Consider the following 24,460-nt stretch of genomic DNA (forward strand, 5'->3'; position numbering starts at 1 on the left):
CGATTCACGCGAGAGGAAACCTCGGCATCGTCGGGCGTAGCCCGACTGCTTGAGGGAGCTTCGCTCCCTCTCCGTTCACGCCGAGGAGGATGTCATGCCGGGACGTCGGTATAGCAGCTATCAGTCCGCCTCAGCGGGAGGACGCGGGTGCTGATCGCTGTGCTGTCCGAGTCCGCGTCGGTCTATTTTCGCCCGGCACTCGGGACAGACGAGCAAGCGGATGCCCCCGACGCGCAGCTCGACCCAATCATCGGCCGTGTGTCCCCGGTGGCCACACTCCGGGCAAAACAACGTCGACTTCTTTTCGCTGCCGTGATCGATGGATCCGTCCGGTTTTGTCATCCCTTTAGTATACGTCTCTACGGTAATAGAGCTTCGCAGAAACGTATATTGGTTTCATTCCCGGTGAAAATACTTTATATATAACAAATACGTTGGAGGTGACCGCGGGCAGGATCCATCGCGGCATCTTCGAGAATCCATCGCGGCATCTTCGAGAACATCCGCTGGAACGCCTCGTCCGCCGACCGGACGCTGAAGCTCCAGCCCGACGCGCGTCGGCCTACCGCGGCTCTGTCAGGACGTCTCGTCGGCCGGCCGGACGCTGAAGGGTGTCACTCCGTAAGCGGCAGCACGATTCCGAAAACGATCGGCAGTACGAGCGCAATCAGAACGCCGAGGATTTCGGCGTCCACGAGCAGCGTATGGGTCCACGCCGGGACGTCCCGTTGTGTCTCCACGAGCACGAACTCCGCGGCAGCACCCACGAGAAGGAGCCCTGCGCCCGATATGAACGATGCCTTTGCCCACCTGGCGTAATCGACGTTTCCGTATCGGCCCATATGGGACATAGACCACGGTATTGCGTATTCCAGTATAAACGCTTTGTTCGTCGACGAACGACCGTGACCCCCGACATCCCGAGTAGGCCTCGCTCCGCTCGACCTCGCTATGCGCTGGCGGGGATTTGAACCCCGGTTGTGACCATGGCAAGGTCACGTGATACCACTACACTACCAGCGCGCCTTCGCAATTTCTCGTACCGGGGAGACGGATAAAAGGCTTGCGGAAGTACCCGGGGGGCGGCGCGTGCGAACGCTCCACGCGAAATACCTGACAACGGGGCGCACGACCGCTACATACCGCGATCCTTTTAAGGATGGGTTCGGTAGGACCGGCACAGTCTCGTGAACGGACACGGAAGCGACACGGTATGACACACAGCGTGCTCGTGCCGTCGTCTCTGACCCGAGAGGCCGAGGACAAACGCGAGGCAACTCGCAAACTCGGTTACGTCGCCCGCGCGGCGACGGTCTTTCGGGTCGACCGGCTGGTCGTCTACCCCGACCGGGGTGGCGACGACGGTCGGTTTGGCGACGGGTTCGTCGACACCGTACTCGAATACGCCGCCACGCCCCCTTACCTCCGAAAGGAGGCCTGGGGCAGGCGGGACGAACTGGAGTACGTCGGTATCCTACCGCCGCTCCGTGTCCGTACACAGACCGGCTCCGGATCAGATGGTTCGGGGTCGTTAAGACAGGGAATCGTGACCGAGGTCGGATCTGACGGGCGCGTCCGGGTCAATTGCGGACTGCAACACCCGATCTCCCTTCCGGTGCCGCCATCGATGGCGGTCTCGGAAGGGGAGCGCGTCACCATCAGGGTCTCTTCGCGAGAGCCGGTTCGCGCGAAGCTCGTGGCGGAACCCCCACCGGGGTTCGCCGTCGAGCGCGCGACCATCGACGACTGCCTCACCCGTCCCGACGCCGGCGTTCGGATCGCCGCGTCCAGACACGGGAAGGCGTTGACGGCCGATCTGCTCGACGGACTACTCGAGCGGACGGCCGACGACGGACTCACGGTCGCCTTCGGTGCCCCCGAGCGGGGGTTGCCGGAGATACTCGACTGTGAGCCTCGCGCGGGGGCCATCGGCGACGAACCGAACACGCGGTTCGACCTTTGGCTCAATACGGTTCCGAACCAGGGTAGCGAGGTCGTCCGGACGGAGGAGGCTCTGTTCGCGACGCTTGCGCCCCTCACACTGGAGTGAGATAAATGCCACAACCAAGCAGACCACGAAAAGGCTCGATGGGCTTCAGCCCCCGCAGCCGTGCTGCCAGCGAGGTTCCGCGGTTTAACTCCTGGCCGGACGACGAGGGGCAGCCTGGGTTACAGGGCTTCGCCGGATACAAAGCCGGCATGAGTCACGTCGTTACGATCAACGACGAACCCAACTCCCCCCGAGAGGGTCAAGAGGAGACCGTTCCGGTGACCGTCGTCGAGACGCCACCGATGCGGGCTGTCGCCGTTCGAGCTTACGAAGACACACCGTACGGAAAGCGTCCGCTGACCGAACTGTGGACCGACGAGGTCCACGACGATCTCGGTCGCGCGCTCTCCGTCCCAGACGAACAGTCCGGTGACGCCGAAAGCCAGATCCGCGACGCGCTCGCGGGCGGTGCCCTCGCCGACGTGCGAGTCATCACCCACACGCTTCCGGGCGGGCTTTCCGGCGTCCCGAAGAAACGCCCCGACGTCATGGAGACACGCGTCGGCGGCGGCTCCCTCGAGGACCGAGTCGAATTCGCCTTCGATCTCGTCGACGACGGGGGCGAACACGCCGCGACCGACGTGTTCCGCGCCGGCCAGTACGCCGACGTCGCGGGCATCACGAAGGGCAAAGGGACCCAAGGCCCCGTCAAGCGATGGGGCGTCCAAAAGCGGAAGGGCAAACACGCCCGCCAGGGCTGGCGCCGACGCATCGGCAACCTCGGCCCGTGGAACCCCTCGCGGGTCCGCTCGACGGTCCCCCAGCAGGGACAGACCGGCTACCACCAGCGGACCGAGTTGAACAAGCGGCTCGTCGACTTGGGTGACGACGACGTCACCCCCGACGGCGGCTTCGTCAACTACGGCGAGATCGACGGCCCCTACGCCCTCGTGAAGGGCTCCGTTCCGGGCCCCGACAAGCGCCTCGTTCGGTTCCGCCCGGCGGTGCGACCGGCCGACCAGCCGCGCCTCGACCCCGAGGTGCGGTACGTCTCCACCGCTTCCAATCAGGGATAACCCATGCAGGCAACAGTACGCGACCTGGAGGGCGACGACGCGGGCGAGGTCGAGCTGCCGGCCGTCTTCGAGACGGCCTTCCGGCCCGATCTCATCAAGCGCGCGGTCCTCGCCGCCCAGGCTAACCGACAGCAGGACGCAGGTACCGACGAGTACGCGGGCCTCAGAACCCCGGCGGAGTCCCAGGGTAGCGGCCGTGGGATGGCGCACGTTCCCAGACAGAACGGGCGCGCACGCGAGGTGCCGCAGGCCGTCTCCGGCCGTCCGGCACACCCGCCGAAGGCCGAGAAGGACCGCGGACTCGACATCAACAAAAAAGAGCGAAAGCTCGCCACCCGAAGCGCGATCGCCGCGACCGCCGACGCCGAACGCGTCGCGGAGCGCGGTCACGACTTCGACGAGGACCTCGAACTCCCGCTCGTCGTGAGCGACGAGTTCGAAGACCTCCGCAAAACACAGGCGGCCGTCGACGTCTTCGAATCGCTCGGCATCCACACGGACGTCGAGCGCGCCGAGGACGGCAAGACGATCCGTGCCGGCCGCGGGACGACCCGCGGGCGGAAGTACACGGAGCCGAAGTCGGTCCTCGTCGTGACGAGCGAGGACCTCTCGCTTGCGGCCCGCAACCTCGCGGGTGCCGACGTGACGACAGCAGCGGAGGTCAGCTCCGAGGACCTCGCCCCCGGCACCGACGCCGGTCGGCTCACGCTGTGGACCGAGAGCGCCCTCGAGGAGGTGGCGGGACGATGACGATCAAGCACCCGCTCGTCACCGAGAAGGCGATGAACGACATGGACTTCGAGAACAAACTACAGTTCGTCTGTTACTCAGAGGCGACGAAACCCGAGATCGCCGAGGCGGTCGAATCGCAGTTCGACGTCTCCGTCGACTCGGTCAACACACAGATGCGCATGCAGGGCGACAAGAAGGCGACTGTCACCCTCTCCGCGGACGACGACGCACAGGAAGTCGCCTCACGGATCGGGGTGTTCTGACGATGGGACGCAGAATCCAGGGTCAGCGACGTGGCCGCGGGACGTCGACGTTCCGTGCCCCCTCACACCGATACAAGGCGAACCTCTCACACCGCAACGTCGAGGATACAGACGTCGTGACCGGCGAAATCGTCGGGATCGAACACGATCCAGCACGTTCGGCGCCGCTCGCCGACGTGCAGTTCGACGACGGCGACCGCCGACTCGTCCTCGCCCCCGAGGGCGTGACGGTCGGCGACGAGATCCAGATCGGCGTCTCAGCCGAGATCGCCCCCGGGAACACGATGCCACTGGCTGAGATTCCCGAGGGCGTCCCGGTCTGTAACGTCGAGCGACAGCCCGGCGACGGTGGGAAGTTCGCCCGCGCCTCCGGCGTGAGCGCGACGCTTCTCACCCACGACCGCAACGCGGCGGTCGTCCAACTGCCGAGCGGCGAGATGCGCCGGCTGTCGCCGGAGTGTCGCGCCACGGTCGGCGTGGTCGCCGGCGGCGGGCGAACGGAGAAGCCGTTCGTCAAGGCCGGCAACAAGCATCACAAGATGAAATCTCGCGGGACGAAGTACCCGCGTGTCCGCGGTGTCGCGATGAACGCCGTCGACCACCCCTTCGGTGGCGGCGGCCGACAGCACCCGGGCAAACCAAAGAGTATCTCCCGCGACGCGCCGCCGGGCCGAAAGGTCGGCGACATCGCCTCCAAACGGACCGGCCGCGGCGGGAAAGGAGGACAAGAATGAGTTCGGAATACCAGATCGGCCACGAGGGCGACTTCCTGTATCGTGGCCACACGCTCGACGAGCTACAGGAGCTGTCGCTCGACGAGGTTGCGGAACTGCTTCCCGCACGCCAGCGGCGAACCATAGAGCGGGGCCTCTCCGTCGAAAAGGAGAAGCTCCTCGAGACGGCCCGCGACGCGGGCGAAGAGGAGACCGCGAACGACCCGATCCGGACGCATCTGCGCGACATGCCGATCGTCCCGGAGTTCGTCGGGCTGACGTTCGCAGTTCACAACGGCCAGTCCTTCGAGCGCGTCGAGATCGAACCGGAGATGATCGGCCACTACCTCGGCGAGTTCCAGTTGACGCGGAACTCGGTCGAACACGGACAGGCCGGCATCGGTGCGACCCGCTCTTCGAAGTTCGTACCGCTCAAATAATCATGGGAATCAGCTACAGTGTCGACGTCGACCCGGACGAGACGGCGAAAGCCATGCTTCGGGAGCGTCACATGAGCCACAAGCACAGCAAGGAGATCGCCCGCGAGATCAAAGGGAAGACGGCCGCCGAGGCCGTCTCCTATCTCGAAGCGGTCGTCGACGGCGACCGATCGGTTCCGTTTAAATCCCACAACACCGGCGTCGGTCACCGAAACGACATCGAGGGCTGGGATGCGGGCCGGTATCCCAACAAGGCCTCGAAGGCCTTCCTCGATCTCCTCGAGAACGCGACGAACAACGCCGATCACCAGGGATTCGACGGCGAGGCGATGACGATCGAACACGTCGCGGCACACAAAGTCGGGGAGTCCCCCGGCCAGAGGCCGCGGGCGTTCGGCCGCGCCTCGCCGTGGAACACCCCGCAGGTCGACGTCGAACTCGTACTCAGACAGGAGGAAGACGAATAATGGCAGACGAACATCAGTTCATCGAAGACGGGCTCCAACGGACCCAGATAGACGAGTTCTTCTCCGAAGAGCTCTCCCGTGCCGGCTACGGCGGCATGGACGTCGCGAAGACGCCGATGGGGACCCAGATCGTCCTGAAGGCCGAAAAGCCCGGTATGGTCATCGGCAAGGGCGGAAAGAACATCCGAAAGATCACCACGACGCTCGAGGAGGAATTCGATCTCGACGACCCCCAAATCGACGTCCAGGAGGTCGACGAACCGGATCTGAACGCACAGATCGTCGCCGATCGGCTGGCGAACGCCCTCGAACGTGGCTGGTACTTCCGGAAGGCCGGCCACACGACCATCGACCGCATCATGGACTCGGGCGCGCTCGGTGCCGAGATCATCCTGAGCGGGAAGGTCACGGGCGCACGATCCCGCGTCGAGAAGTTCAACCGCGGCTACATCAAACACAACGGCGAACCCGCCGAGACGATCGTCGACAGCGGCGTCGGCACCGCGGTGATGAAACTCGGCACGATCGGCGTGCGAGTGAAGATCATCCCGCCGGACGCCCAGCTTCCCGACGACTTCGAGGTCTACGAGGACGTCGAGGTGGCCGAGTTCATCGAGGAACCGGAGGGCGACGTCGAGGAGCTCCTCGAAGAGCCCGACGAGGCCGAGGCCGAACCGGTCGGCACCGATCCCGAGGAACTCATCGAGGAGGAAGCCGCCGACGCGGTCGAGGAGGTCCCCGAAGAGGAGATCGTCGACGAGGACGTCGAGGGTGAAACCGGCGGTTCGCCGGCGGCGGCCGAGGAGGCCAACGCCGACGAGCCCGAGGAGCTCGACGAGGACGTCGAGGCCGAGGCTGAGGAACTCCTCGGCGAGATGGAAGCCGAATCCGACGAGGAGGGTGCGTGACGATGGCTGTCCTTCACGTCGAGGAGATCCGCGACATGACGCCCGCCGAACGCGAGGCGGAACTCGAACAGCTCGAAACGGAGTTACTCAACGAGAACGCCGTGTTGGCCTCCGGTGGCGCCCCGGAGAACCCGGGCCGAATCGGCGAGTTGAAACGCACGATCGCTCGCCTGAAGACGGTGCAGCGAGAGGAGGGCGACTTCGAGGAATGACCCCCGAAACGCTCGTTCGCCACGAACTCGCCGGTCTCGACGTGACGGTCGCGGACGCGTCCAATCCCGATATCGTCGGGATCGGCGGCCGCGTCCGCGACGAGACGATGAAGACGCTGCTCGTGGCGACGGGCGATGGGGTCAAACAAGTGCCGAAGGCGGGAGCGACGTTTCGGTTCGCACTGGAGGAGTGCGACGTCGTCATCGAGGGCGAGACGCTGCTCGCCCGACCGGCCCGACGCAGCGAAACACACAGAGGTTCACTATGGCAATAGGACTCGACGTAACACAGCCTCCGGAGCCCGAAAATCCGGAGGAGTACGACTACGAGACGTGTCCCTTCTACGGTGAGCTGCCCGTCCGCGGGCAGGTCATCGAGGGGACGGTCGTCTCGACCGACATGGACCGTACCGTCGTCGTCGAGCGGGAGTACGAGGTGAACGTACCCAAATACGATCGTCAGATGAAGCGACGATCGAAGATTCCGGCACACGTACCGGGGGTACTGGAGCCACTCGCCGTTGGCGACGACGTGAAGATTGCAGAGACGCGACCGCTCTCGAAGACGAAGAGCCACGTCGTAGTCGAGCGCGGGGTCTCGGATGAGACCACGGCTGCGAGCGGTGGAAACCGCGGACGAGGCGGTGGTGCCTGATGGAGGCGCTCAACGCCGACGTGACACAGGGACTAGAGAAAGGCTCGCTCATCACGTGTGCCGACAACACCGGCGCACGCGAACTCCGAGTCATCTCCACCGCCGGCTACTCCGGCACCAAGAACCGCCATCCGAAGGCGGGGCTCGGTGACAAGGTGACCGTCTCGGTCACCAAGGGGACGCCGGAGATGCGACGGCAGGTGCTCGAGGCGGTCATCATCCGCCAACGCAAGCCGATCCGACGGCCCGACGGTACCCGCGTGAAGTTCGAAGACAACGCGGCCGTCATCGTCGACGAGAACGAGGATCCGCGCGGAACCGAACTCAAAGGACCGATCGCCAGAGAGGTCGCCGAACGCTTCGGCTCAATCGCCTCGACGGCGACGATGATCGTATAGTTATGACACGACAACCAACCAAACAGCGCAATCGACAGGAGCGCGCCCCGTTGCACGAAAAGCAAAAACAGGTTCGTGCACCGCTGTCGCCGGAACTCCGCGAGGAGTACGGCCAGCGGAGCGTCCGCGTCAACGCGGGCGATACGGTCGAGGTCCAGCGCGGCGACTTCGCCGGCGAAACCGGCGAGGTCGTCCGCGTCGACCTCCGTGCCACCGAGATCCACGTCGAGGACGTGACGCACGAGACGGCGGACGGCGAGGAAGTTCCCCGCCCGCTCGAGGCGAGCAACGTCCAGGTGACGGAACTCGATCTCGACGACGAGGTACGCGAGGCGCGCCTCGAAGCCGAGGAGGACAACGAATGACGAAACATCAAAAACGGCTGGCCGTCCCGAAATCGTGGCCGGTCGAACGGAAAGAAGAGACCTACACGACGAAGGCCGCGGCCGGCCCACACGGCGAGGCGGGGGTTCCCCTGCTCATCGTCCTGCGGGACGTGCTCGGCTACGTCGACTCGAAGAAGGAAGCGCGCTACGCGCTCGGTCAGGACAGCGTCCTGGTCAACGGGAAGGCGATCTCCGACGAGCGCCAGCCGATCGGGATGTTCGACATCCTGGCGTTCAGAGAGCGAGAGGAGTACTACCGCGTCTTCCCCGACGAGGGGGGACGACTCTCGTTGACCCCGATCGACGCCGAGTCGGCGGGATCGAAACTCGGGAAGATCGTCGGCAAGACACAGGTGCCGGGTGGCGACACCCAGCTTGCGCTCCACGACGGCGAAACGCTGCTCGTCGAGGACGCGACGGCATACGACGGGAACGACTCGATCGTCGTCTCCAACGACAACGAGGAGATCGTCGCCCACTTCGGCTACGAAGAGGGCGCACTCGTCACGGCCGTCAGCGGTGCCCACGCGGGCCGGATCGGTACGGTCGACGAGATTCAGGTTACACCTGGCTCCTCGCAGAACAACGTCCTCATCGAGGCCCGAGGCGGCGAGGGACGCTTCGAGACGGTCGAAGAGTACGTCGTCGTCATCGACGAGAACTTCGTCGACGGCTCGGACGCGGAGTCCGAATCGGTCGACGAGGACGAGAGCGAATCGGACGACGGAGACGTCGACGCCGACGGAGGTGACGAGGAGTGAGCTCGGAATCCGACGCGGGCGAGCTTCACGAAATGCGCGAGCCGACCGTCGAAAAGGTCGTCGTCCACATGGCCGTCGGCCAGGGCGGTGAGCCGCTCGCACAGGGCGAGGAGATCCTCTCCGAGGTCGCGGGCCAACAGCCGGTTCGGACGACCGCCCAGCGAACGATCCAGGACTTCAACGTCCGCGAGGGCGATCCGATCGGCGCGAAGGTCACGCTGCGCGGCGACGACGCCGCGGCGTTTCTCGAGACGGCGCTGCCGCTCGCGGAGCTACACGAAGCGCAGTTCGACGAGACCGGCAACTTCAGCTTCGGTGTCGAAGAACACACCGACTTCCCGAGCCAGGAGTACGACCCCGAGATCGGTATCTTCGGGCTCGACGTGACGGTCAATCTGGTTCGGCCCGGCTACCGCATCAGCAAACGCGACAAGATGGCCCGGCCGATCCCGGCGAAACACCGCCTGACCGCCGAGGACGCGATCGCGTTCCTCGAATCGAACTTCGACGTCGACGTAACAGCGGAGGACACAGAATGAGCGAATCCGAACAACAGACGGGCGAGCAGGCCGCAAAGCGGACCGGCCAGCTCGAATCATGCCAGCGCTGCGAGCGCGAGCAGGGACTCGTCGGCAAGTACGACATCTGGCTGTGCCGACAGTGCTTCCGCGAGATCGCTCGTGGTATGGGATTCAGGAAGTACAGCTAATCATGGCGGACAACGATCCACTGGCCAGCGCGCTGTCGGGGCTCGACAACGCCGAGAGCGTCGGCCATCTCGACCAGACGATACAGCCCGCCTCGAACGAAATCGGCTCCGTCCTCGAGGTCTTTTATGACCGCGGGTACATCGGCGGCTTCCAGTTCGTCGACGACGGCAAAGCCGGGCGATTCGAGGTCGAACTGAAAGGCGCTATCAACGAGTGTGGCACGGTCAAGCCCCGCTATGCAGCGGGTGCTGACGAGTTCGAGAAGTGGGAGAAACGGTTCCTCCCCGCCCGCGATTACGGGACGCTCATCGTCACGACCAGCCACGGCGTCATGAGCCACTACGAGGCCCGCGACCAGGGCGTCGGTGGACAGGTAATCGCCTACGTATACTGAACAATGAGACGAGAAATCCACATTCCGAACGAGGTCACGGCGACGATGGACCACCTCGAGTTGACCGTCGAGGGACCGCAGGGAAGCGTCACGCGACGCCTCTGGTACCCGGACGTCTCGGTAACGATCGAGAGCGTTTCGACGGACTCGGAGGGCGACGACACCACGGAGACCGTCGTCATCGTCTCCGAGAACGAGGACGCGAAGACGAACTCGACGGTCGGCACCTTCGAGAGCCACGTGACGAACATGATCCACGGCGTAACCGAGGGCTGGGAGTACGACATGGAAGCGTTCTACTCTCACTTCCCGATGCAGGTCTCCGTACAGGACGGAGCCGTCGTCATCGAGAACTTCCTCGGCGAGAAGGCACCGCGGCGGACGCCCGTCCGCGGCGATACCGAGGTGGCCGTCGACGGCGAGGAACTGACGATCAGCGGCCCGAACATCGAAGACGTCGGCCAGACGGCGGCCGACATCGAACAGCTGACGCGGGTCCCCGACAAGGACACCCGCGTCTTCCAGGACGGCGTCTACATCACGGGGATGCCGGACCGAGGTGAGGCCAAATGAGCAACGGGGAAACGGACGACGAGTACGAGGAACTGACCGACATCAGCGGCGTCGGCGACTCGAAAGCCGAGAGCCTCCGCGAGGCGGGCGTCGAGACCGTCGACGACATCCGGGAACGCTCACAGTCGGAGCTCGCGGACATCGACGCGATCGGCAACGCGCTCGCCGCGCGGATCAAAGCCGACGTCGGCGACCTCGAGGTCGCAGCGGAGACCGAAGCCGAGGTCGAAGACGAGACGCCGGAGGAGGCCGAGGAGGCCACGGAGGACGTCGAGACCGAACTGCAGCCCCGCGGGCTGGCCGATAAGACCCCGGAGCTCTCCGAGGAGGAGGACGCGCTGCTCACACAGCGCAAGCGGGTCGGCAAACCGCAGTTCAACCGACAGGACTACCACAAGAAAAAGCGGACGCCAACGTCGTGGCGACGGCCCCGAGGTGGGCTCTCGAAGCAGCGACGCGGCGTCAAGGGCAAAGGCCCGAAAGTCGAGGCCGGCTACCGGACGCCCAAGGCGGTCCGCGGCCGCCACCCGAGCGGCTTCGAGGAGGTCCGCGTCGAGAACACGGACGACCTCGAGGGCGTCGACGGTGACCGCGAAGCGGTCCGAATCGGCTCGACGGTGGGCGGGCGAAAGCGCGAGCGGATCGAAGAACTCGCCGAGGAGGCGGGAATCCGCGTCCTCAACCCGACGTACGTCGAGCGGGAGGTCGAAGAATGACTGATCTGAAGGCACAAAAGCGGCTCGCGGCGGACATCCTCGACGTCGGGGAAAACCGTGTCCGGTTCGACCCGGACGCGCAGGCCGAGATCGCCGACGCGATCACGCGCGACGACGTGCGCGAGTTGATCGATTCGGGGACCATCGAGGCCAAAACCGCGAAGGGGAACTCCCGCGGTCGAGCCCGGAAACGACAGAAGAAACGCGCCTACGGACACCAGAAGGGACACGGTTCCCGGAGGGGTAAATCCGGCGGGCGACAGAGCGACAAAGACGACTGGCGGAGCCGGATTCGCGCCCAGCGCCGCGAGCTGCGCGAGCTGCGCGACGCCGGCGAGATCGATAGAACGCAGTACCGCGAGCTGTACGATCAAGCCAGCGGCGGCGAGTTCGACAGCATCGCGGACTTAAACCGATACATAACCGAAACCTACGGAGAACAATAATGGCGACAGGACCACGATACACGGTGCCGATGCGGCGTCGCCGCGAGGCCCGAACGGACTACCATCAGAGGTTGCGCCTGTTGAAATCCGGCAAACCACGCCTGGTCGCTCGCAAGAGCAACAACCACACCAGGGCGCAGCTGATCGTGACGGGCATCGACGGCGACGAGACGGTGGTCGAGGCCACCTCGGCCGACCTCCCGGCGTTCGGCTGGGAGGCCCCGACGGGCAATCTGCCCGCAGCGTATTTGACCGGCTATCTGGCCGGTCTGCGCGCGGTCGACGCCGGCCTCGAGGAGGCCGTCCTCGACATCGGACTCAACACCGCGACGCCCGGCAACAAGGTGTTCGCAGTACAGGAAGGTGCAATCGATGCGGGACTCGAGATCCCACACAACGAGGACGTCTTCGCCGACTGGCAACGGACTCGCGGGAGTCACATCGCCGACTACGCCGAGGGACTCGACGACGGGCTCTACTCCGGCGGGTTCGATGCGACGGAGCTTCCGGCCCACTTTGATGAGGTGCGAGAGCGCTTGGAGGATGAACTATGAGTAACGGATGGGAGCCGCGAACGCGGCTCGGACGGAAAGTAACGGACGGCGACATCTCCTCGATGCGTGAGGCCCTGCAGTCGGGGCTCCCGCTGAAGGAACCACAGATCATCGATCAGCTCCTCCCGGGGCTCGAAGACGAGGTATTGGACATCAACATGGTCCAGCGGATGACCGACTCCGGCCGCCGGGTGAAGTTCCGGTGTGTCGTCGTCGTGGGCAACCGCGACGGCTACGTCGGCTACGCGCAGGGCCGCGACGACCAGGTCGGCGGCGCGATCCAGAAGGCGATCGAGGTCGCAAAACTGAACATCATCGACGTGCCGCTCGGCTCGGGGTCGTGGGAGGACCGCCCCGGCGGACGGAACTCACTGATGCGGCGGACGACCGGCAAAGCCGGCTCCGTCGAGGTCGAACTCGAACCCGCACCGCGTGGGCTCGGGCTCGCCGCGGCACCGACGGTTCGACACGTGCTCGAACTCGCTGGCGTCGAGGACGCCTGGACGAACTCCCACGGCAACACCCGGACGACGCTCAATCTGGCGAAGGCGACGTACAACGCCCTGCAGAACGCCTCGGAGTCGCGTACGCCCCAACACACCAGACAGATCCGACAGGAGGCACGAGAATGAAAGCGATCGTCCAACTGCGCGGTGAGGTCAACCAGAGCGGTGCCGTCCGTGACACGCTTGGCATGCTCAACCTCCACCGCGTCAACCACGCGACGCTCGTCCCGGAGACGGACACCTACGGCGGTATGGTGACGAAGGTCAACGACTGGGTCGCCCACGGCGAGCCATCGGTCGAGACTGTCGAGTTGCTTCTTGAGACCCGTGGCGAGCCGGCGAAAGGCGACGCCGACATCGACGACGAGTGGGTTTCGGAGCACACCGACTACGACGACGTCGCGGCGTTGGCCGAGGCGCTCGTCGCCGAGGAGACGACGCTCAAAGCGGAGGGGCTCGCCCCGACGCTGCGTCTGCACCCGCCGCGAGGCGGTCACGACGGAATCAAGCACTCGGCGAAAGAAGGCGGTCAACTCGGTGTACACACGACAGAGGAGATCGACGAACTGTTGGAGGCGATGCGATAATGACGTCGAAGAAACGACGACAGCGCGGCTCCCGAACGCACGGCGGCGGCACGCACAAAAACCGGCGTGGGGCCGGTCACCGCGGCGGACGCGGGCGTGCGGGTCGCGACAAACACGAATTCCACAACTACGAACCGCTCGGGAAATCCGGCTTCAAGCGCCCACAGAAGACCCGACGCGATATCGAGACGGTCAACCTCCGCGAGCTCGACGAGGACGTTCCGGTCCTCGTCGCCGATGGCGTCGCCGAGGAGTCCGGAGACGGCTACGCGCTCGATGCTCGCGACCTCGTCGATGACGGCCACGAAGCGGACGTGGTGAAGGTCCTCGGCGCAGGCCAGGTGTACAACGAACTCGAGGTCGTCGCCGACGCGTTCTCCGAGAGCGCTACGGAGGCCCTCGAGGCGGCCGGCGGCGAGGCCGTCCTCTCGGCGCGCGGTGAGGAACTCGAAGCCGAAGCCGAAAAAGACACAACCGACGAGGAGAACGAGGAAGCGTAAATGAGCTGGAAGGAGGCCGCCGAACCGGTACTCACGCGGCTGCCCGCAGTCGAACGGCCGACCAAACACGTCCCGTTCAAGCGAAAGCTCGGCTGGACTGCGGGCGTGCTCGTGCTGTATTTTTTCCTGACGAACGTCGGGATATACGGCCTCGGGCAGAACTCGGACATCTTCGGACAGTTCCGGACGATCCTCGCGGGCGCACAGGGATCGATACTACAGGTCGGGATCGGCCCGATCGTCACGGCATCGATCGTGTTACAGCTGCTCGGCGGGGCGGACCTGCTGGGGCTAAATACGGAGGAGAATCCCCGAGATCAGGCGATCTACCAGGGCCTCCAGAAACTGCTCGTCATCGTCATGACGACGCTGACTGCCCTACCGATGGTGTTCGCCGGCTTCCTTCAACCCAGTACCCAGATCGCCAACTCCCTCGGGATCTCGACGTCCGCGCTGGGGTGGATCATGTTCGCCCAGATCTTCGTCGGCGGCATGTTGATCCTCTATATGGACGAGATCATCTCGAAGTGGGGCGTCGGCTCCGGTATTGGGCTGTTCATCATCGCCGGCGTGAGCCAGCGGCTCATCGGCGGACTCTTCGCTTGGAGCGCGCTTGGGGCCGGATACGTCGGCTTCTTCCCGCGGTGGTATGGGATCCTCACCGGCGACGTCGAGATGGGACCCGTGTTGACACGGACTGGTCTGTTCGACCTGTTCTTGGGTCCCGGCGAGTTGCTCGCGTTGATCACGACGCTTCTCATCTTCGGGGTCGTCGTCTACGCCGAGTCCGTCCGGGTCGAGATCCCGCTTAGCCACGCCCGCGTGAAGGGTGCTCGCGGTCGTTTCCCCGTGAAACTCATCTACGCGAGCGTCCTGCCGATGATCCTCGTTCGCGCGTTGCAGGCGAACGTTCAGTTCCTCGGTCGCATCCTCAACGCCCAGTGGGCGGGGATGCCGGCGTGGGTGGGTGATTATGCTGGGACCGAAGGGGGCTTCGCCGAACCGACCGGCGGCCTCTTTTATTATCTCGCGCCGATCTACTCGCCCCAAGACTGGATGTGGTGGCTCGGCGAGACGGCCGCCGCACCCTGGAAGATCATGCTCCGTGTCGGCGTCGACCTGACGTTCATGATCGTCGGCGGCGCCGTCTTCGCCATCTTCTGGGTCGAGACGACCGACATGGGTCCGCGCGCGACCGCGAGACAGATCCAGAACTCGGGGATGCAGATCCCCGGATTCCGACAATCGCCAGGCGTCACCGAAAAGGTACTCGAACGCTACATCCCGCAGGTCACCGTCATCGGCGGTGCCCTGGTCGGGATACTCGCCGTCATGGCGAACATGCTCGGGACGATCGGACAGGTGAGCGGGACCGGACTTCTGCTCACCGTCTCTATCACGTACAAACTCTACGAGGAGATCGCAGAGGAGCAGATGATGGAGATGCACCCGATGATGCGCCAGATGTTCGGAGATTAGGGGTCACATTGTGTCCCCAGCGTTTATTTATTGAGTTCCACGAGGAAAACCTCTACTTCGGGAGGGGACTCATCATCGAGGTACAGCACAAACAACACAGTGAGGACATCGAGGGGACGACCCACGATTATCTCTCGACAGGGTACTCGGTCGTGTGGTTGACTCCCGACGACTTCAACGACGAGCAGCTGGACTACGACATCGTCGACGACGCGTTCCGAGCCGAAGATGGACGCGCCTACAGCATCCGTGAGCACGATCCGTGGGAGTTTGAGACGCGCGTCGAAGCAAATCTCGAGGGGGAGCCGCCGTCCAGAAAATGCTACCCCTATGCAGAAACAGGAAGCCACGATTGGCGGCGAATCCCGAGCTACGCACATCCAGAGGGATACGAATACGAGTTCTGCCGGGGGTGTAGCTCACGCCGCCAGTACGATCAAACGCTCACTCGGTTCGTATACGACTACGAGGGGGTCCTCGCACCAGAAGTTAGAATCGACGAACTCCGGGACGCGATTATCATACACCACGAAGTGGCGGACGACTTTGAGGGGTGGTTAGAAACGAAGCGACTCAGCCCCGATCCCACGCTCGAGACTGTTCTGGTGAACCGTGTTGACGTCGCGCCGTGTCGCGGACCACGAGGCGTTCACGAGTGGGACCGGAAGGAAGTCATCGAGAGAGGGTACGACGACCGCGTTGATGTCGCGCTCTGGGAGTGCCGGTACTGTCCCGTTCACCTCCTTATGAACCATACCGGTGCTGGAGAGACGGCGTCAGCAACTCCGGACCAACTACTCGACGCGTGGACAGCAACCGATGGAGGGCGGTAACAATGGGTCGCACGAACCCAACCTACCGAGATGCGCTGCGGGCAATCGAAGAGCGTTGGGCGGCGTTCCGGCGGGCACTACGGCGTCGCGACCAGCCACGGTTCGACCGGTTGTTCGAGTACGCCCGCGATCACGCCGACGCGAGCGGGCTGTTGAACCACCAGAATCCGCTCTTGCCGGCGCTGTTCAGTATCGATCTCGAACAGGAGGCACGCCTCAACGACCACGAAGAGCGCCTCAAGGACCTTGAGCAACGGCTTTCTGAAACTGTGACCGAACAACAGCAATCGTCCGCCGAAGGTGACACAGGTGATGCGGAATGACGGGGCTGACGACGATCGCTTTCGATATCGAAACGACGGGATTTCAGACTGGTGATGAACTCACAGTAGTTGGGTTCGACTCGGCGGTCTCGTCGCGAGTGTTTCTTCATACCGGAACGGCATCACAAACAGGCCTCGCAAATCGGCTCAACGACGCCCTCCAGACACCGGTACAGCTCTCATACTGACGGACAAAAGAATGTACACACGACGCACGAGGATCACGCCGTTCGACGGAGCGAACGGCGGACCACTCGTGAGTCGGTTTTATTTGATTTCGTCCACCAGTATCACTCCACGACAGCGAACAGGAACTCTTGAACGAACTGGCAACGTTTGTCACATCGACACTCACCCAACGTGATGCAAAGCTCGTTGCGTACAACGGTGAGCGGTGGAACGGAGAATTCGACCTCCCGTTCCTTCGCACACGGCTCTGTACGCACGGACTCGAGTGGCCTTTTGGCACGTTGCCATACGTCGACGTAATGGACGTTCGAGACACGCTTCAATACGAGTGAAGACACCCTGAGTGGCGTCTACGAGGAACTGATCGGCGCCGGATTGAACGATCTGGACCCATTTACCGACAGTAGCAAGGCAGTCACCGCATGGAAGGAGGGTGCCTACGAGCCACTCATCACTCACAACGTCGCCGATATCCGACGGACTCGAGCGTTGATGGAGCTTGCAGAACGGTATTGCTCAAAGTCAGATTTCTCTATGAAGTCGCTGGAGCCTATCGCTTGAAGAAATCGTTTCCCAGTGGGGGTTCGTGGAGGGAAGCACTCGGATTGGTTCCTACGGCGGGTTACGACCTGCGTTGAGTGGTTCATACGAGTCCGCATGGTAGGCGACCCGCCAGAGTTTAAGAACCGCGCGGGTGACCAATTCTTCGGGAGATTGTGCGATACAGGACGCTTTGACCTCGTCTGGGTCAGAACTCGAATTTGGTGGTGGGTGGTAATGTTCTAATCCGGAGACATGGATGTGGTCACCTGCGTGTGGGTGCTTCCCCCAGCGCAGATTCACCCCTTCCGAGTCCGTGTAATGGAACTTGTAATCATCTCGTGTCGTCCACTGGATGTCGATTCGGGCGTCATCGGCCGCACACAGTCCGTCGTCAAGCACAACTTCGAGGACGGATGGATGGAGGTAGTTGTCGAGTTCAGCTGTTGCGAGCGGTTCCATCTCCTCGACGACGTCACGAATCGTCAGTAGCGCCGGTCGATCCGTAGCTCCCCGAAGAGTATGGGTTTCTACTTGATCAGGAGAATCCCGCATTACTCAGGCAGGGACGCTGTCGTCAGTCGACCGACGGTCACTGTCGACGAATTGCTCGGCGTTGCCGATCGAGAGGGCAGCGTTCGCGAACGCGAGATTCCGTCGGAGCGTCTCCCACTCACGAATCGTCTCTGGGTCGATCTCGTCCTGTGGGGACCCGGTCTCGCTGAGGGCCTGATTCGTCTGGTTGACCACCAATTCTTTGGGGGAATCAACATCGTATTCGGACCGATACTCGGTGAGCTGCTCGCGCATCTCCTGAATTCGGGTGACGAGTTCATCGGTCGAGACGTGCTCAAGGATGTCGGCAGCCTGTTCGACGACGAGTGATTCAGGTGAGCGCCGATAGAGCGTGCCACCCTGTTCGCCGGGTGTCGTCTCGACAAACCCCTCGTCTGCGAGTGTTTTCAGGTGCTTTCGAGCGGTCTTTGGAGCCGTCCGTGCATCGTCAGCTACGGCATAAGCTGAGACGGGGCTGTACGTATGCGCAACGACGTGTCGAATGCGCTCGTAGGGTGTTGTTTCTGCTTCCCATTCCTCACCAACCGCTTCGTTGACGTCTGCAAACTCATCTGGTGGGTTTCGGTCGTTCATATAGAAACGCACGGCTCTGAGGAACATAGTTCTTTGGCAGATTCTTATATTCCCCCAGTGGTGAGTACACCGACTGAATCCACCCAGATGAATTCCGGAAATCGTTCCAGAAGTAGCGGAACACAGACAAACGGTCAGAAAACACCAGTAGAGGCGTTCTTGGGGCCATACGTTGAAATCCGGAAACGACACGCCACACCGTATCGGCGACTCGAACATCAGAGAGACCTAGATGGCGTTTAGCATCGACTTTCTGGACGACGGCCGCGTCTTGGAGTGGGAGGCAACTACCGACGGCGTCGTCGCGACCGAGACGGTTGCGCGACGGCCGGGCTTTCGACGAGACGAGGAGACAGTCCTCGCCGTCGACGTCGCCCACGTCGACCGCGTCACCCTACTCGCCCGGCAAGCGCGCCAGTTGTCGGCCTATCCGATTGGGGACATCGCCTGTTTCAACGTCGACTTCTCGCGGGAGTTCCGGTACTGTCTGGAGACCGGCGTCGATCCGACGCCGGCGAGCGAGCTGTCGACGCTCCGGCTCAGCGTCCCGGTGACCGAAACGAGCAACGACGTCCATGGGGAGCTGTCCGTCGCCGGCGATACCGTCACCGGCTCGCCCTCGGAGCTCTTGACCGCCGTCCAGGAGGCGCTCGACGCATACGATCCGGACGTCCTGGTCTGCTCGACGAGCGAGATCGTCCCGATGCTGTACGAGATGGCGACGGCTGCCGGCGTCGACGACTTCTCGCTGAGTCGGTGGCCCGAGGTACACTACCAGCAGCTCGCGAGTCGGTCGACGTACTCGAGTTACGGCCGCGTCGGCCACTCGTCGGCGCGGTACAACGTGCCCGGCCGGGCGATCATCGACGAGTCGAACACGTTCTTCTACGGGGAGACGAACCTCGAGGGCATCCACGACCTCGTGTCGCGCTCGAAAAAACCCGTCCAGGAGCTCGCGTGGGCGTCGATCGGGAACGTGCTCACGGCGATCCAGATCTGCGAGGCCCACGACCGCGGCGTCCTCGTCCCGTGGAACTCCTGGCGTCACGAGTTCTACAGGCAGAGCAGGCCGATTGTCTCGAAGTTTGATTCGGGTAATGAAGGCCGTCAGCTCGCGTGAACGTGTTCCACTTTCACTGTGGATGGCTGGTACGCGGAACGTCTCGCCGGACGTCATCCGGTGTGACTGCCACCGCGACCGCGAGGACGTCCCCGGCCTCGGATACGCGACCTGCGACGACCGGGGCTACCTCGTCGACGTGCTGCAGCCGATCATCGACGCACGCGACGAGATCAAGGCGGCCATCCGTCGCGAGAACAAGCGGAACGATCCCGACGAGGACCGGCTGGCGGAATATCACACGGTGGGATCGGGGGGAGTATAAATCTAGTGGAGAACGCCACGGCGGTGTTAAGTTAAGGAAGAGGCGGTCGGTAGTTCGAATGTTCCATGTCCGAATCCAACCGCCTCAGCGAGTCTACCGAATGGATCGACTTGCAATTTGTGGAGCGAGAGCGGACACCCCGCGAAATCATTGAAAAGGGTATTCGCTACCACCTTGCTGATTTATCACTTTCGAATACGGTTATTCTTCTTGATGAATTGGGTGTCGATAGAAGTCGTGTTGCTGTTCACAATTGGGTACAGAAAGCTGATCTACAGCCAGCTGGTGGTGAGAGCCCGGATCGCGTTGCGGTCGATCAGAAAGCGATCCGAATCAACGACGAGCAGTACTGGCTGTACGCTGCCGTCGATCCTGAAACGAACAGAATCCTTCACTCGCGGCTGTTCCCGACGTATACGATTCCGATCGCACGAGAACTTCTCACTGAATTAGCTGAGAAACACGATGTCGAAGACGCTCTGTTTCTCGTCGATAACGCAGACGATCTGATCGGTGGGCTCCGCCGCGAAAACTACAGCTACCGCGTCGAACAACACGGTTTCAGAAATTCTGTCGAACGTATATTCAGAGAAGTAGAACGATGAACCTCTTCGTTTTTAAATTGTTTCAGCCACGTCGATCCACCGACTGCGGAAACGTGGTTACAAGCCCACGCCGTCTGGTGGAATCATGCTTAAGTTAACACGACCTCAGTTTGCTACCGTAGCGTGGTTTGTGGCGCAGGGTGTCGGCTTCCTCCCCGACCTCAAGAGTCGGGGCATCCGCCTCGTACCGCCTGTGAATCACGTCGTAGAATACGTTACTCGTCATCGTCACCCGGTACGTCGCCGAGCGCGACGATCCCGCTACTTGCGTTGCTCGTGTAATAGACGGCTCCGTCTGCGAGAACGGGTGCGGTGCTAGGGTACGCGTCGAACCCTTCGATTTGGTGTTCCCACTGAACGGTCCCGTCGGAACGATCAAGCGCGGCAAGCCCCGCTAAACTCGCTTCAGGAAGGCTTTCACCCGAGGTAACAATCGACTCGCGGCCGACGCTAATCCCGCGGGTTGCGCTTCCGGATTGCTGCCACACCGTTGAGCCATCCTCAATCGAAACGGCGACGATTTTCTGGTCCCGTGTTCCGAGGAACGCGGTTCCGTCGCTGACAGCTGGGGCTGTTCCGAGCCGGTCGCCAAAGGTACCGAGCGAGCGTACTCGCGTCCCGTCCGCTGGATCGTGGACCGCAAGCGTGCCTTGATCGGGAACGAGTAACCCGCCGTTGGCGACGACTGGCTCGGTGTCTGGATGGTCGAGTTCAGTTTCCCACAGTAAGGAGCCGTCTGCTACGGAGAGCGCGCGGAGTACACCGGTATTGCCGTCTTGTCGGTAGCCGGTGACGTAGACGCGGTCGTCGTTGATGGCGGTTGTTCGCGCTGCGAGTGTCGTGTGCCCCCAGAGTCGATCGCCAGTTGTTGCGTCGAACGCGACGAGCCCGGATTCCCCGCGACGGGCGGTGAGGGGGAGTGTGATGATCGAGGAATCAGTAGTAAGTGAGCCTTCGGCGGGGCGAGGGAGAGCGCGTGACCACTCTTCGGAGCCATCGCTGCGGTTCAACGCGACGAGCTGTTGTTCAGCGGGGATGAGTAGGTGGTTTTCCGTTACTGTTGGTGTCGGGCCTGTTTGCGCGGAAAAGTCGTATTCCCACTCTTGGTCGCCAGTCTGTGCGTCGAGTGCGGTCGCACTGGCTCCGACGGAATACACCATTCCATCAGCAACGAGCGGTTCGATGCTTCCTGCGTCACCTGCGTCCCATGCTTGGTTGCCTCGATCTGGAACGGCGACATCGGATGCGCTGGTGTTACGACTGTCGTGGGCTTGCTGTCGCCAGTCGCTTGTGGGGCCGTTCGGAAGCGCTTGATTCGACGTGCCGAAGCACCCGGCTACCGCTCCGACTGACGCGGCTGTCGCAGCGAGAAACGCTCGCCGTTGCATATTGATGCCGTCCATTCGACTCTTATCTAGTGGTACGGATAGTCCGCCCACCAATAGATGTGTGCGTCTACAGGCTAAGCACGGCGAGGGTCTCGGAGCTTGCCCCCGAGGTAGTTCACAGTCGCTTGCTTCGTGAGGCACCCACGTCTAATGTCGAGCGAGATGTTCGGAAACGGGTGAGAACGGCCTCAGAACGCAAACGAGCGTTCTAGGCGTTCTTACGCTGTTTTATCAAAAATCGCGTAGCCTGTGCTGCGATTAGTTCGATTCTGCGCAGCGGCTATCGAGCCTCTCACGCCTTCGTGGCGTTTGATAGCGCCCTTAGGCGTGTTCCGTAATATCTCCGAGGTCGAACAGTCGTACGTCATCGCGCTCGGAGACCGCCTCCTGAACGGACTGTGTCGCACCACTCCGGGTGAATAAGGCGTACTCTGTGTCCCTCTCATCGCCGTCCGGCGTCCAGCGTATCTCGTCGGCGTGGTCTTCGAGAGAAGCGAGGGCTCCGTAATCAAGCGGTGCGTTCGTGAACTTACATTCCCCCACGACCATCGGCCCGTCCGTGGTGAAGCCGACGACGTCAACCTCGTGTTCGTTGTACCACCAGCGACCGATATCGAGGAACGTCTCTGCAGGGTAGAGGTTGGGGAGCGCGTCTCGGCAAAGTTTCTCGAATTCGTGACTCACGAAGTCCGGGAGTTCCGGTTTGATGACTGCGTCGTAGGCATCCTCTCCGAGGCGTTCGTATCGATCTTCCTTGCCGTAGACGAATCGGAACCAGAACCGGAACAGGGGATCGAGGATTCGATAGCGTCCCCGGCGTGACTTTGCCTTCTCTTCAGTGATCGGGACCTCCCGCTCGATGAGCCGCAGACGCTCCAACTTCTGTGTGTACGTCGATATCTGCTTCCCATCGATTCCTATCGCTTGAGCGATCTCGTTCGACGTCGTCTTTCCCGCGGCGATGGCGGTGAGGATCGCAAAGTATCGGTTCGGGTCCGTGAGTTCGGTGCGGAGCACGTACTCCGGTTCGTTATACGGCTAATTTGAAGTTGTCTACTGAGGCTTTTTACTCCCCCTTGGATGGCTACCGACCGATTTTTCGGGATAGTAATTCACTTGAGGCCTCCCCGAGTCGTGCGGGTATGCGCATCGTCATCGTCGGGGCGGGGGAAGTCGGGACCTCCATCGCCGAAAGCCTCGCGTCGGATCACGACGTCGTGATCATCGAAATCGATTCCGAGCGGGTCGAACAACTGAAGTACGATCTCGACGTCATGACGCTCTCGGGCGACGGCACCTCGCTGTCGGTGCTCCAGTCGGCGGAGGTCGAGTCGGCCGACCTGTTCATCGCCAGCACTGACGACGACCGGACGAACCTCGTCGCCTGTGAGACGGCGAAAACAGCGGCGGATCCCTTCACCATCGCCCGGACGAAAAGCGTCGAGTACCTCCGTACGTGGGAACTGACCGAACGGGCCTTCGGCGTCGACTTTATGGTCTGTTCGGATCTTCTGAGTGCCGAGAACATCGTCCGAGTGGTCGGGCTCCCCTCCGCGGTCGACGTCGATCCCTTCGCGGCGGGACTGGTCCAGATGGCGGAGTTCGAAATCAAAGACGGCAGCCCCGTCGCCGGGCAGACGGTCGCCGAGGCCGACCGATTCGAGTCGTTGACCTTCGCGGGCGTCTTTCGCGGCGAGGAACTCATACTCGTCCAGGGCGACACCGTCATCGAAGCCGGCGACCGGGCGGTCGTCATCGGAAGCCCCGAAAGCGTCCAGGCCTTTGCGAGCGACATCGCCCCGACGGCAACGCCCGGGGCCGCAGACGAGATCGTCATCATCGGCGGCTCCGAGATCGGCTATCAGACCGCCCGGCTGCTCGAGGAGCGTTCGCTGTCGCCGCGGATCATCGAACGGGACCACGAGCGCGCCCGCCACCTCGCCGAGGAGCTGCCGAACACGCTCGTGATGGAACACGACGCGACCGACGCGGAGTTTCTCTCCCGCGAACACGTCGACGAGGCCGATATCGTCGTCGCGGCCCTCGATAGCGACGAGCGCAACCTCCTCGTCTCCGTGCTCGCGAAACGGCTCGGCACCGACCGCGTCGTCGCGGTCGTCGACAACGGCGAGTACGTGACCATCTTCGAGGAGATCGGTATCGACGTGGCGATCAACCCCCGGCAGGTGACTGCCGAGGAGATCACCCGTTTCACCCACGGCGGTGTCGCCGAAAACATCTCCGTGCTCGAAGGCGATCAAGCCGAGGTACTCGAGTTGGAGCTGACCGACGCGAGCGAACTCATCAACCGCCCGATCAGCGAGGTCGTCGCCGATCTCGACGTGAACGTCGTCTTCGGCGCAGTCACCAGAAACCGGGAGCTGATCACCCCTCGTGGCGATACCGAACTCTGTGCGGGCGATCACATCGTCGTCTTCGTCGAGTCCCCGGCCGTCGAGAGGATCACTACGATGGCGTGATGCCCCGGAGTGGGCTCCGAACGCGTACGATCCCCCGGACGAACACCGGCCCGGGGAGCCGATCGCGGCTGTCGCGTTTGCCCCGTGTGTCCGCTCGGACGC

The 24,460-nt window shown here is 62.9% G+C and carries 33 protein-coding genes, 1 tRNA gene and 4 pseudogenes; 31 read left to right on the forward strand and 7 right to left on the reverse strand.

Annotation, left to right across the window (positions count from 1 at the left end; genetic code table 11):
- Positions 1–120: 120 nt before the first annotated feature.
- The 3 genes from HZR14_RS14725 to HZR14_RS07975 all read right to left on the reverse strand — a co-directional run bounded on the left by HZR14_RS14725 (position 121) and on the right by HZR14_RS07975 (position 1,023).
- A complete protein-coding gene (locus tag HZR14_RS14725; protein ID WP_489675433.1) occupies positions 121–342 on the reverse strand; it encodes a DUF8106 domain-containing protein in 222 nt (73 codons plus the stop codon).
- 272 nt (positions 343–614) lie between these two features.
- On the reverse strand, positions 615–851 hold the full coding sequence (locus HZR14_RS07970; protein WP_255479205.1) for a DUF7860 family protein: 237 nt from the start codon (positions 849–851) through the stop codon (positions 615–617).
- A gap of 101 nt (positions 852–952) precedes the next feature.
- Positions 953–1,023, reverse strand: a tRNA-Gly gene (locus tag HZR14_RS07975).
- A 190-nt stretch (positions 1,024–1,213) separates the two neighbouring features.
- On the opposite strand from HZR14_RS07975, the gene HZR14_RS07980 reads away from it, so the two are divergent.
- The 27 genes from HZR14_RS07980 to HZR14_RS08110 are packed head-to-tail and all read left to right on the forward strand — an operon-like array spanning position 1,214 to position 16,622.
- Positions 1,214–2,050, forward strand: coding sequence for a putative RNA uridine N3 methyltransferase (locus HZR14_RS07980; protein WP_181692344.1), 837 nt, complete (start codon positions 1,214–1,216; stop codon positions 2,048–2,050).
- Positions 2,051–2,055: 5 nt separating this feature from the next.
- A complete protein-coding gene (locus HZR14_RS07985) occupies positions 2,056–3,066 on the forward strand; it encodes a 50S ribosomal protein L3 (protein ID WP_181692345.1) in 1,011 nt (336 codons plus the stop codon).
- A gap of 3 nt (positions 3,067–3,069) precedes the next feature.
- A complete protein-coding gene (gene rpl4p / locus HZR14_RS07990) occupies positions 3,070–3,816 on the forward strand; it encodes a 50S ribosomal protein L4 (protein ID WP_181692346.1) in 747 nt (248 codons plus the stop codon).
- On the forward strand, positions 3,813–4,061 hold the full coding sequence (locus tag HZR14_RS07995) for a 50S ribosomal protein L23 (protein WP_181692347.1): 249 nt from the start codon (positions 3,813–3,815) through the stop codon (positions 4,059–4,061). The genes rpl4p and HZR14_RS07995 overlap by 4 nt, the downstream gene beginning before the upstream one ends.
- Positions 4,062–4,063: 2 nt before the next feature.
- On the forward strand, positions 4,064–4,795 hold the full coding sequence (locus HZR14_RS08000; protein WP_181692348.1) for a 50S ribosomal protein L2: 732 nt from the start codon (positions 4,064–4,066) through the stop codon (positions 4,793–4,795).
- On the forward strand, positions 4,792–5,214 hold the full coding sequence (locus HZR14_RS08005; RefSeq protein ID WP_181692349.1) for a 30S ribosomal protein S19: 423 nt from the start codon (positions 4,792–4,794) through the stop codon (positions 5,212–5,214). Before HZR14_RS08000 ends, HZR14_RS08005 begins: the two co-directional genes overlap by 4 nt.
- Positions 5,215–5,216: 2 nt before the next feature.
- Positions 5,217–5,681 (forward strand): 50S ribosomal protein L22, encoded by a 465-nt coding sequence (locus tag HZR14_RS08010; RefSeq protein WP_181692350.1) that lies wholly within the window; start codon positions 5,217–5,219, stop codon positions 5,679–5,681.
- A complete protein-coding gene (locus HZR14_RS08015) occupies positions 5,681–6,589 on the forward strand; it encodes a 30S ribosomal protein S3 (protein WP_181692351.1) in 909 nt (302 codons plus the stop codon). Before HZR14_RS08010 ends, HZR14_RS08015 begins: the two co-directional genes overlap by 1 nt.
- A gap of 2 nt (positions 6,590–6,591) precedes the next feature.
- Positions 6,592–6,801 carry a 50S ribosomal protein L29 gene (rpmC, locus tag HZR14_RS08020; protein WP_181692352.1) on the forward strand — a complete coding sequence of 70 codons (210 nt, stop codon included), beginning with the start codon at positions 6,592–6,594 and terminating at the stop codon, positions 6,799–6,801.
- Entirely contained in the window at positions 6,798–7,076 is a 279-nt protein-coding gene (locus HZR14_RS08025) for a ribonuclease P protein component 1 (protein WP_181692353.1), read from the forward strand. The genes rpmC and HZR14_RS08025 overlap by 4 nt, the downstream gene beginning before the upstream one ends.
- Positions 7,067–7,456 carry a 30S ribosomal protein S17 gene (locus HZR14_RS08030; protein ID WP_181692354.1) on the forward strand — a complete coding sequence of 130 codons (390 nt, stop codon included), beginning with the start codon at positions 7,067–7,069 and terminating at the stop codon, positions 7,454–7,456. Before HZR14_RS08025 ends, HZR14_RS08030 begins: the two co-directional genes overlap by 10 nt.
- Positions 7,456–7,854 (forward strand): 50S ribosomal protein L14, encoded by a 399-nt coding sequence (locus tag HZR14_RS08035; RefSeq protein WP_181692355.1) that lies wholly within the window; start codon positions 7,456–7,458, stop codon positions 7,852–7,854. The genes HZR14_RS08030 and HZR14_RS08035 overlap by 1 nt, the downstream gene beginning before the upstream one ends.
- Positions 7,855–7,856: 2 nt before the next feature.
- Entirely contained in the window at positions 7,857–8,219 is a 363-nt protein-coding gene (gene rplX / locus HZR14_RS08040; RefSeq protein WP_181692356.1) for a 50S ribosomal protein L24, read from the forward strand.
- Entirely contained in the window at positions 8,216–9,001 is a 786-nt protein-coding gene (locus HZR14_RS08045) for a 30S ribosomal protein S4e (protein ID WP_181692357.1), read from the forward strand. The genes rplX and HZR14_RS08045 overlap by 4 nt, the downstream gene beginning before the upstream one ends.
- The gene (locus HZR14_RS08050; RefSeq protein WP_181692358.1) at positions 8,998–9,540 is read left to right on the forward strand and encodes a 50S ribosomal protein L5; all 543 of its coding nucleotides are present in this window, start codon (positions 8,998–9,000) and stop codon (positions 9,538–9,540) included. The genes HZR14_RS08045 and HZR14_RS08050 overlap by 4 nt, the downstream gene beginning before the upstream one ends.
- Positions 9,537–9,710 carry a 30S ribosomal protein S14 gene (locus HZR14_RS08055; RefSeq protein ID WP_181692359.1) on the forward strand — a complete coding sequence of 58 codons (174 nt, stop codon included), beginning with the start codon at positions 9,537–9,539 and terminating at the stop codon, positions 9,708–9,710. Before HZR14_RS08050 ends, HZR14_RS08055 begins: the two co-directional genes overlap by 4 nt.
- Before the next feature lie 2 nt (positions 9,711–9,712).
- The gene (locus HZR14_RS08060; protein WP_181692360.1) at positions 9,713–10,105 is read left to right on the forward strand and encodes a 30S ribosomal protein S8; all 393 of its coding nucleotides are present in this window, start codon (positions 9,713–9,715) and stop codon (positions 10,103–10,105) included.
- A 3-nt stretch (positions 10,106–10,108) separates the two neighbouring features.
- Positions 10,109–10,678 (forward strand): 50S ribosomal protein L6, encoded by a 570-nt coding sequence (locus HZR14_RS08065; protein ID WP_181692361.1) that lies wholly within the window; start codon positions 10,109–10,111, stop codon positions 10,676–10,678.
- Entirely contained in the window at positions 10,675–11,394 is a 720-nt protein-coding gene (locus HZR14_RS08070) for a 50S ribosomal protein L32e (protein ID WP_181692362.1), read from the forward strand. Before HZR14_RS08065 ends, HZR14_RS08070 begins: the two co-directional genes overlap by 4 nt.
- Entirely contained in the window at positions 11,391–11,840 is a 450-nt protein-coding gene (locus HZR14_RS08075) for a 50S ribosomal protein L19e (RefSeq protein WP_181692363.1), read from the forward strand. Before HZR14_RS08070 ends, HZR14_RS08075 begins: the two co-directional genes overlap by 4 nt.
- Positions 11,840–12,394, forward strand: a complete 555-nt coding sequence (locus tag HZR14_RS08080; RefSeq protein ID WP_181692364.1) for a 50S ribosomal protein L18 — start codon at positions 11,840–11,842, stop codon at positions 12,392–12,394. The genes HZR14_RS08075 and HZR14_RS08080 overlap by 1 nt, the downstream gene beginning before the upstream one ends.
- Complete coding sequence (locus HZR14_RS08085; RefSeq protein WP_181692365.1) at positions 12,391–13,026, forward strand: 30S ribosomal protein S5; 636 nt, start codon at positions 12,391–12,393, stop codon at positions 13,024–13,026. The genes HZR14_RS08080 and HZR14_RS08085 overlap by 4 nt, the downstream gene beginning before the upstream one ends.
- Positions 13,023–13,487 carry a 50S ribosomal protein L30 gene (locus HZR14_RS08090; RefSeq protein ID WP_181692366.1) on the forward strand — a complete coding sequence of 155 codons (465 nt, stop codon included), beginning with the start codon at positions 13,023–13,025 and terminating at the stop codon, positions 13,485–13,487. Before HZR14_RS08085 ends, HZR14_RS08090 begins: the two co-directional genes overlap by 4 nt.
- The gene (locus HZR14_RS08095) at positions 13,487–13,987 is read left to right on the forward strand and encodes an uL15m family ribosomal protein (RefSeq protein ID WP_181692367.1); all 501 of its coding nucleotides are present in this window, start codon (positions 13,487–13,489) and stop codon (positions 13,985–13,987) included. Before HZR14_RS08090 ends, HZR14_RS08095 begins: the two co-directional genes overlap by 1 nt.
- Complete coding sequence (gene secY, locus HZR14_RS08100) at positions 13,988–15,466, forward strand: preprotein translocase subunit SecY (protein WP_181692368.1); 1,479 nt, start codon at positions 13,988–13,990, stop codon at positions 15,464–15,466.
- An 8-nt stretch (positions 15,467–15,474) separates the two neighbouring features.
- Entirely contained in the window at positions 15,475–16,299 is an 825-nt protein-coding gene (locus HZR14_RS08105; RefSeq protein ID WP_181692369.1) for a hypothetical protein, read from the forward strand.
- Between the two features lie 2 nt (positions 16,300–16,301).
- The gene (locus HZR14_RS08110; protein ID WP_181692370.1) at positions 16,302–16,622 is read left to right on the forward strand and encodes a DUF8156 family protein; all 321 of its coding nucleotides are present in this window, start codon (positions 16,302–16,304) and stop codon (positions 16,620–16,622) included.
- Positions 16,623–17,423: 801 nt separating this feature from the next.
- On the opposite strand, the gene HZR14_RS14580 is transcribed toward HZR14_RS08110, so the two are convergent.
- Complete coding sequence (locus HZR14_RS14580; RefSeq protein WP_370464967.1) at positions 17,424–17,906, reverse strand: toxin-antitoxin system TumE family protein; 483 nt, start codon at positions 17,904–17,906, stop codon at positions 17,424–17,426.
- Between the two features lie 3 nt (positions 17,907–17,909).
- Positions 17,910–18,500, reverse strand: coding sequence for a DUF7342 family protein (locus HZR14_RS08120; RefSeq protein ID WP_181692372.1), 591 nt, complete (start codon positions 18,498–18,500; stop codon positions 17,910–17,912).
- A 232-nt stretch (positions 18,501–18,732) separates the two neighbouring features.
- Between HZR14_RS08120 and HZR14_RS08125 the strand changes: the two are divergent.
- The 3 pseudogenes from HZR14_RS08125 to HZR14_RS08130 all read left to right on the forward strand — a co-directional run.
- Positions 18,733–19,567: pseudogene (locus HZR14_RS08125) on the forward strand (type B DNA-directed DNA polymerase); the annotation flags it as partial.
- Positions 19,568–19,648: 81 nt separating this feature from the next.
- A pseudogene (locus HZR14_RS14385) lies at positions 19,649–19,855 on the forward strand (type B DNA-directed DNA polymerase); the annotation flags it as partial.
- 95 nt (positions 19,856–19,950) lie between these two features.
- Positions 19,951–20,583, forward strand: a pseudogene (locus HZR14_RS08130) (IS6 family transposase).
- Positions 20,584–20,705: 122 nt separating this feature from the next.
- Here HZR14_RS08130 and HZR14_RS08135 read toward each other — a convergent pair.
- Positions 20,706–21,878, reverse strand: coding sequence for an outer membrane protein assembly factor BamB family protein (locus HZR14_RS08135; RefSeq protein ID WP_181692373.1), 1,173 nt, complete (start codon positions 21,876–21,878; stop codon positions 20,706–20,708).
- A gap of 321 nt (positions 21,879–22,199) precedes the next feature.
- Positions 22,200–22,913: pseudogene (locus tag HZR14_RS08140) on the reverse strand (ATP-binding protein); the annotation flags it as partial.
- Between the two features lie 107 nt (positions 22,914–23,020).
- Between HZR14_RS08140 and trkA the strand changes: the two are divergent.
- Positions 23,021–24,358, forward strand: a complete 1,338-nt coding sequence (gene trkA / locus HZR14_RS08145) for a Trk system potassium transporter TrkA (protein ID WP_181692374.1) — start codon at positions 23,021–23,023, stop codon at positions 24,356–24,358.
- The last annotated feature ends 102 nt before the right edge of the window (positions 24,359–24,460 follow it).

It is taken from the genome of Natronomonas salinimetallica (assembly GCF_013839515.1).
In the GTDB taxonomy this organism is placed as follows: Archaea; Halobacteriota; Halobacteria; order Halobacteriales; family Haloarculaceae; genus Natronomonas.

What these genes read in the sequence shown, in the direction of transcription:
- HZR14_RS14725 (WP_489675433.1), bottom strand. Translation starts at nt 342, where the DNA reads ATGACAAAACCGGACGGATCCATCGATCACGGCAGCGAAAAGAAGTCG.
- HZR14_RS07970 (WP_255479205.1), bottom strand. Translation starts at nt 851, where the DNA reads ATGTCCCATATGGGCCGATACGGAAACGTCGATTACGCCAGGTGGGCA.
- HZR14_RS07980 (WP_181692344.1), top strand. Translation starts at nt 1,214, where the DNA reads ATGACACACAGCGTGCTCGTGCCGTCGTCTCTGACCCGAGAGGCCGAG.
- HZR14_RS07985 (WP_181692345.1), top strand. Translation starts at nt 2,056, where the DNA reads ATGCCACAACCAAGCAGACCACGAAAAGGCTCGATGGGCTTCAGCCCC.
- rpl4p (WP_181692346.1), top strand. Translation starts at nt 3,070, where the DNA reads ATGCAGGCAACAGTACGCGACCTGGAGGGCGACGACGCGGGCGAGGTC.
- HZR14_RS07995 (WP_181692347.1), top strand. Translation starts at nt 3,813, where the DNA reads ATGACGATCAAGCACCCGCTCGTCACCGAGAAGGCGATGAACGACATG.
- HZR14_RS08000 (WP_181692348.1), top strand. Translation starts at nt 4,064, where the DNA reads ATGGGACGCAGAATCCAGGGTCAGCGACGTGGCCGCGGGACGTCGACG.
- HZR14_RS08005 (WP_181692349.1), top strand. Translation starts at nt 4,792, where the DNA reads ATGAGTTCGGAATACCAGATCGGCCACGAGGGCGACTTCCTGTATCGT.
- HZR14_RS08010 (WP_181692350.1), top strand. Translation starts at nt 5,217, where the DNA reads ATGGGAATCAGCTACAGTGTCGACGTCGACCCGGACGAGACGGCGAAA.
- HZR14_RS08015 (WP_181692351.1), top strand. Translation starts at nt 5,681, where the DNA reads ATGGCAGACGAACATCAGTTCATCGAAGACGGGCTCCAACGGACCCAG.
- rpmC (WP_181692352.1), top strand. Translation starts at nt 6,592, where the DNA reads ATGGCTGTCCTTCACGTCGAGGAGATCCGCGACATGACGCCCGCCGAA.
- HZR14_RS08025 (WP_181692353.1), top strand. Translation starts at nt 6,798, where the DNA reads ATGACCCCCGAAACGCTCGTTCGCCACGAACTCGCCGGTCTCGACGTG.
- HZR14_RS08030 (WP_181692354.1), top strand. Translation starts at nt 7,067, where the DNA reads ATGGCAATAGGACTCGACGTAACACAGCCTCCGGAGCCCGAAAATCCG.
- HZR14_RS08035 (WP_181692355.1), top strand. Translation starts at nt 7,456, where the DNA reads ATGGAGGCGCTCAACGCCGACGTGACACAGGGACTAGAGAAAGGCTCG.
- rplX (WP_181692356.1), top strand. Translation starts at nt 7,857, where the DNA reads ATGACACGACAACCAACCAAACAGCGCAATCGACAGGAGCGCGCCCCG.
- HZR14_RS08045 (WP_181692357.1), top strand. Translation starts at nt 8,216, where the DNA reads ATGACGAAACATCAAAAACGGCTGGCCGTCCCGAAATCGTGGCCGGTC.
- HZR14_RS08055 (WP_181692359.1), top strand. Translation starts at nt 9,537, where the DNA reads ATGAGCGAATCCGAACAACAGACGGGCGAGCAGGCCGCAAAGCGGACC.
- HZR14_RS08060 (WP_181692360.1), top strand. Translation starts at nt 9,713, where the DNA reads ATGGCGGACAACGATCCACTGGCCAGCGCGCTGTCGGGGCTCGACAAC.
- HZR14_RS08065 (WP_181692361.1), top strand. Translation starts at nt 10,109, where the DNA reads ATGAGACGAGAAATCCACATTCCGAACGAGGTCACGGCGACGATGGAC.
- HZR14_RS08070 (WP_181692362.1), top strand. Translation starts at nt 10,675, where the DNA reads ATGAGCAACGGGGAAACGGACGACGAGTACGAGGAACTGACCGACATC.
- HZR14_RS08075 (WP_181692363.1), top strand. Translation starts at nt 11,391, where the DNA reads ATGACTGATCTGAAGGCACAAAAGCGGCTCGCGGCGGACATCCTCGAC.
- HZR14_RS08080 (WP_181692364.1), top strand. Translation starts at nt 11,840, where the DNA reads ATGGCGACAGGACCACGATACACGGTGCCGATGCGGCGTCGCCGCGAG.
- HZR14_RS08085 (WP_181692365.1), top strand. Translation starts at nt 12,391, where the DNA reads ATGAGTAACGGATGGGAGCCGCGAACGCGGCTCGGACGGAAAGTAACG.
- HZR14_RS08090 (WP_181692366.1), top strand. Translation starts at nt 13,023, where the DNA reads ATGAAAGCGATCGTCCAACTGCGCGGTGAGGTCAACCAGAGCGGTGCC.
- HZR14_RS08095 (WP_181692367.1), top strand. Translation starts at nt 13,487, where the DNA reads ATGACGTCGAAGAAACGACGACAGCGCGGCTCCCGAACGCACGGCGGC.
- secY (WP_181692368.1), top strand. Translation starts at nt 13,988, where the DNA reads ATGAGCTGGAAGGAGGCCGCCGAACCGGTACTCACGCGGCTGCCCGCA.
- HZR14_RS08110 (WP_181692370.1), top strand. Translation starts at nt 16,302, where the DNA reads ATGGGTCGCACGAACCCAACCTACCGAGATGCGCTGCGGGCAATCGAA.
- HZR14_RS14580 (WP_370464967.1), bottom strand. Translation starts at nt 17,906, where the DNA reads ATGCGGGATTCTCCTGATCAAGTAGAAACCCATACTCTTCGGGGAGCT.
- HZR14_RS08120 (WP_181692372.1), bottom strand. Translation starts at nt 18,500, where the DNA reads ATGAACGACCGAAACCCACCAGATGAGTTTGCAGACGTCAACGAAGCG.
- HZR14_RS08135 (WP_181692373.1), bottom strand. Translation starts at nt 21,878, where the DNA reads ATGCAACGGCGAGCGTTTCTCGCTGCGACAGCCGCGTCAGTCGGAGCG.
- trkA (WP_181692374.1), top strand. Translation starts at nt 23,021, where the DNA reads ATGCGCATCGTCATCGTCGGGGCGGGGGAAGTCGGGACCTCCATCGCC.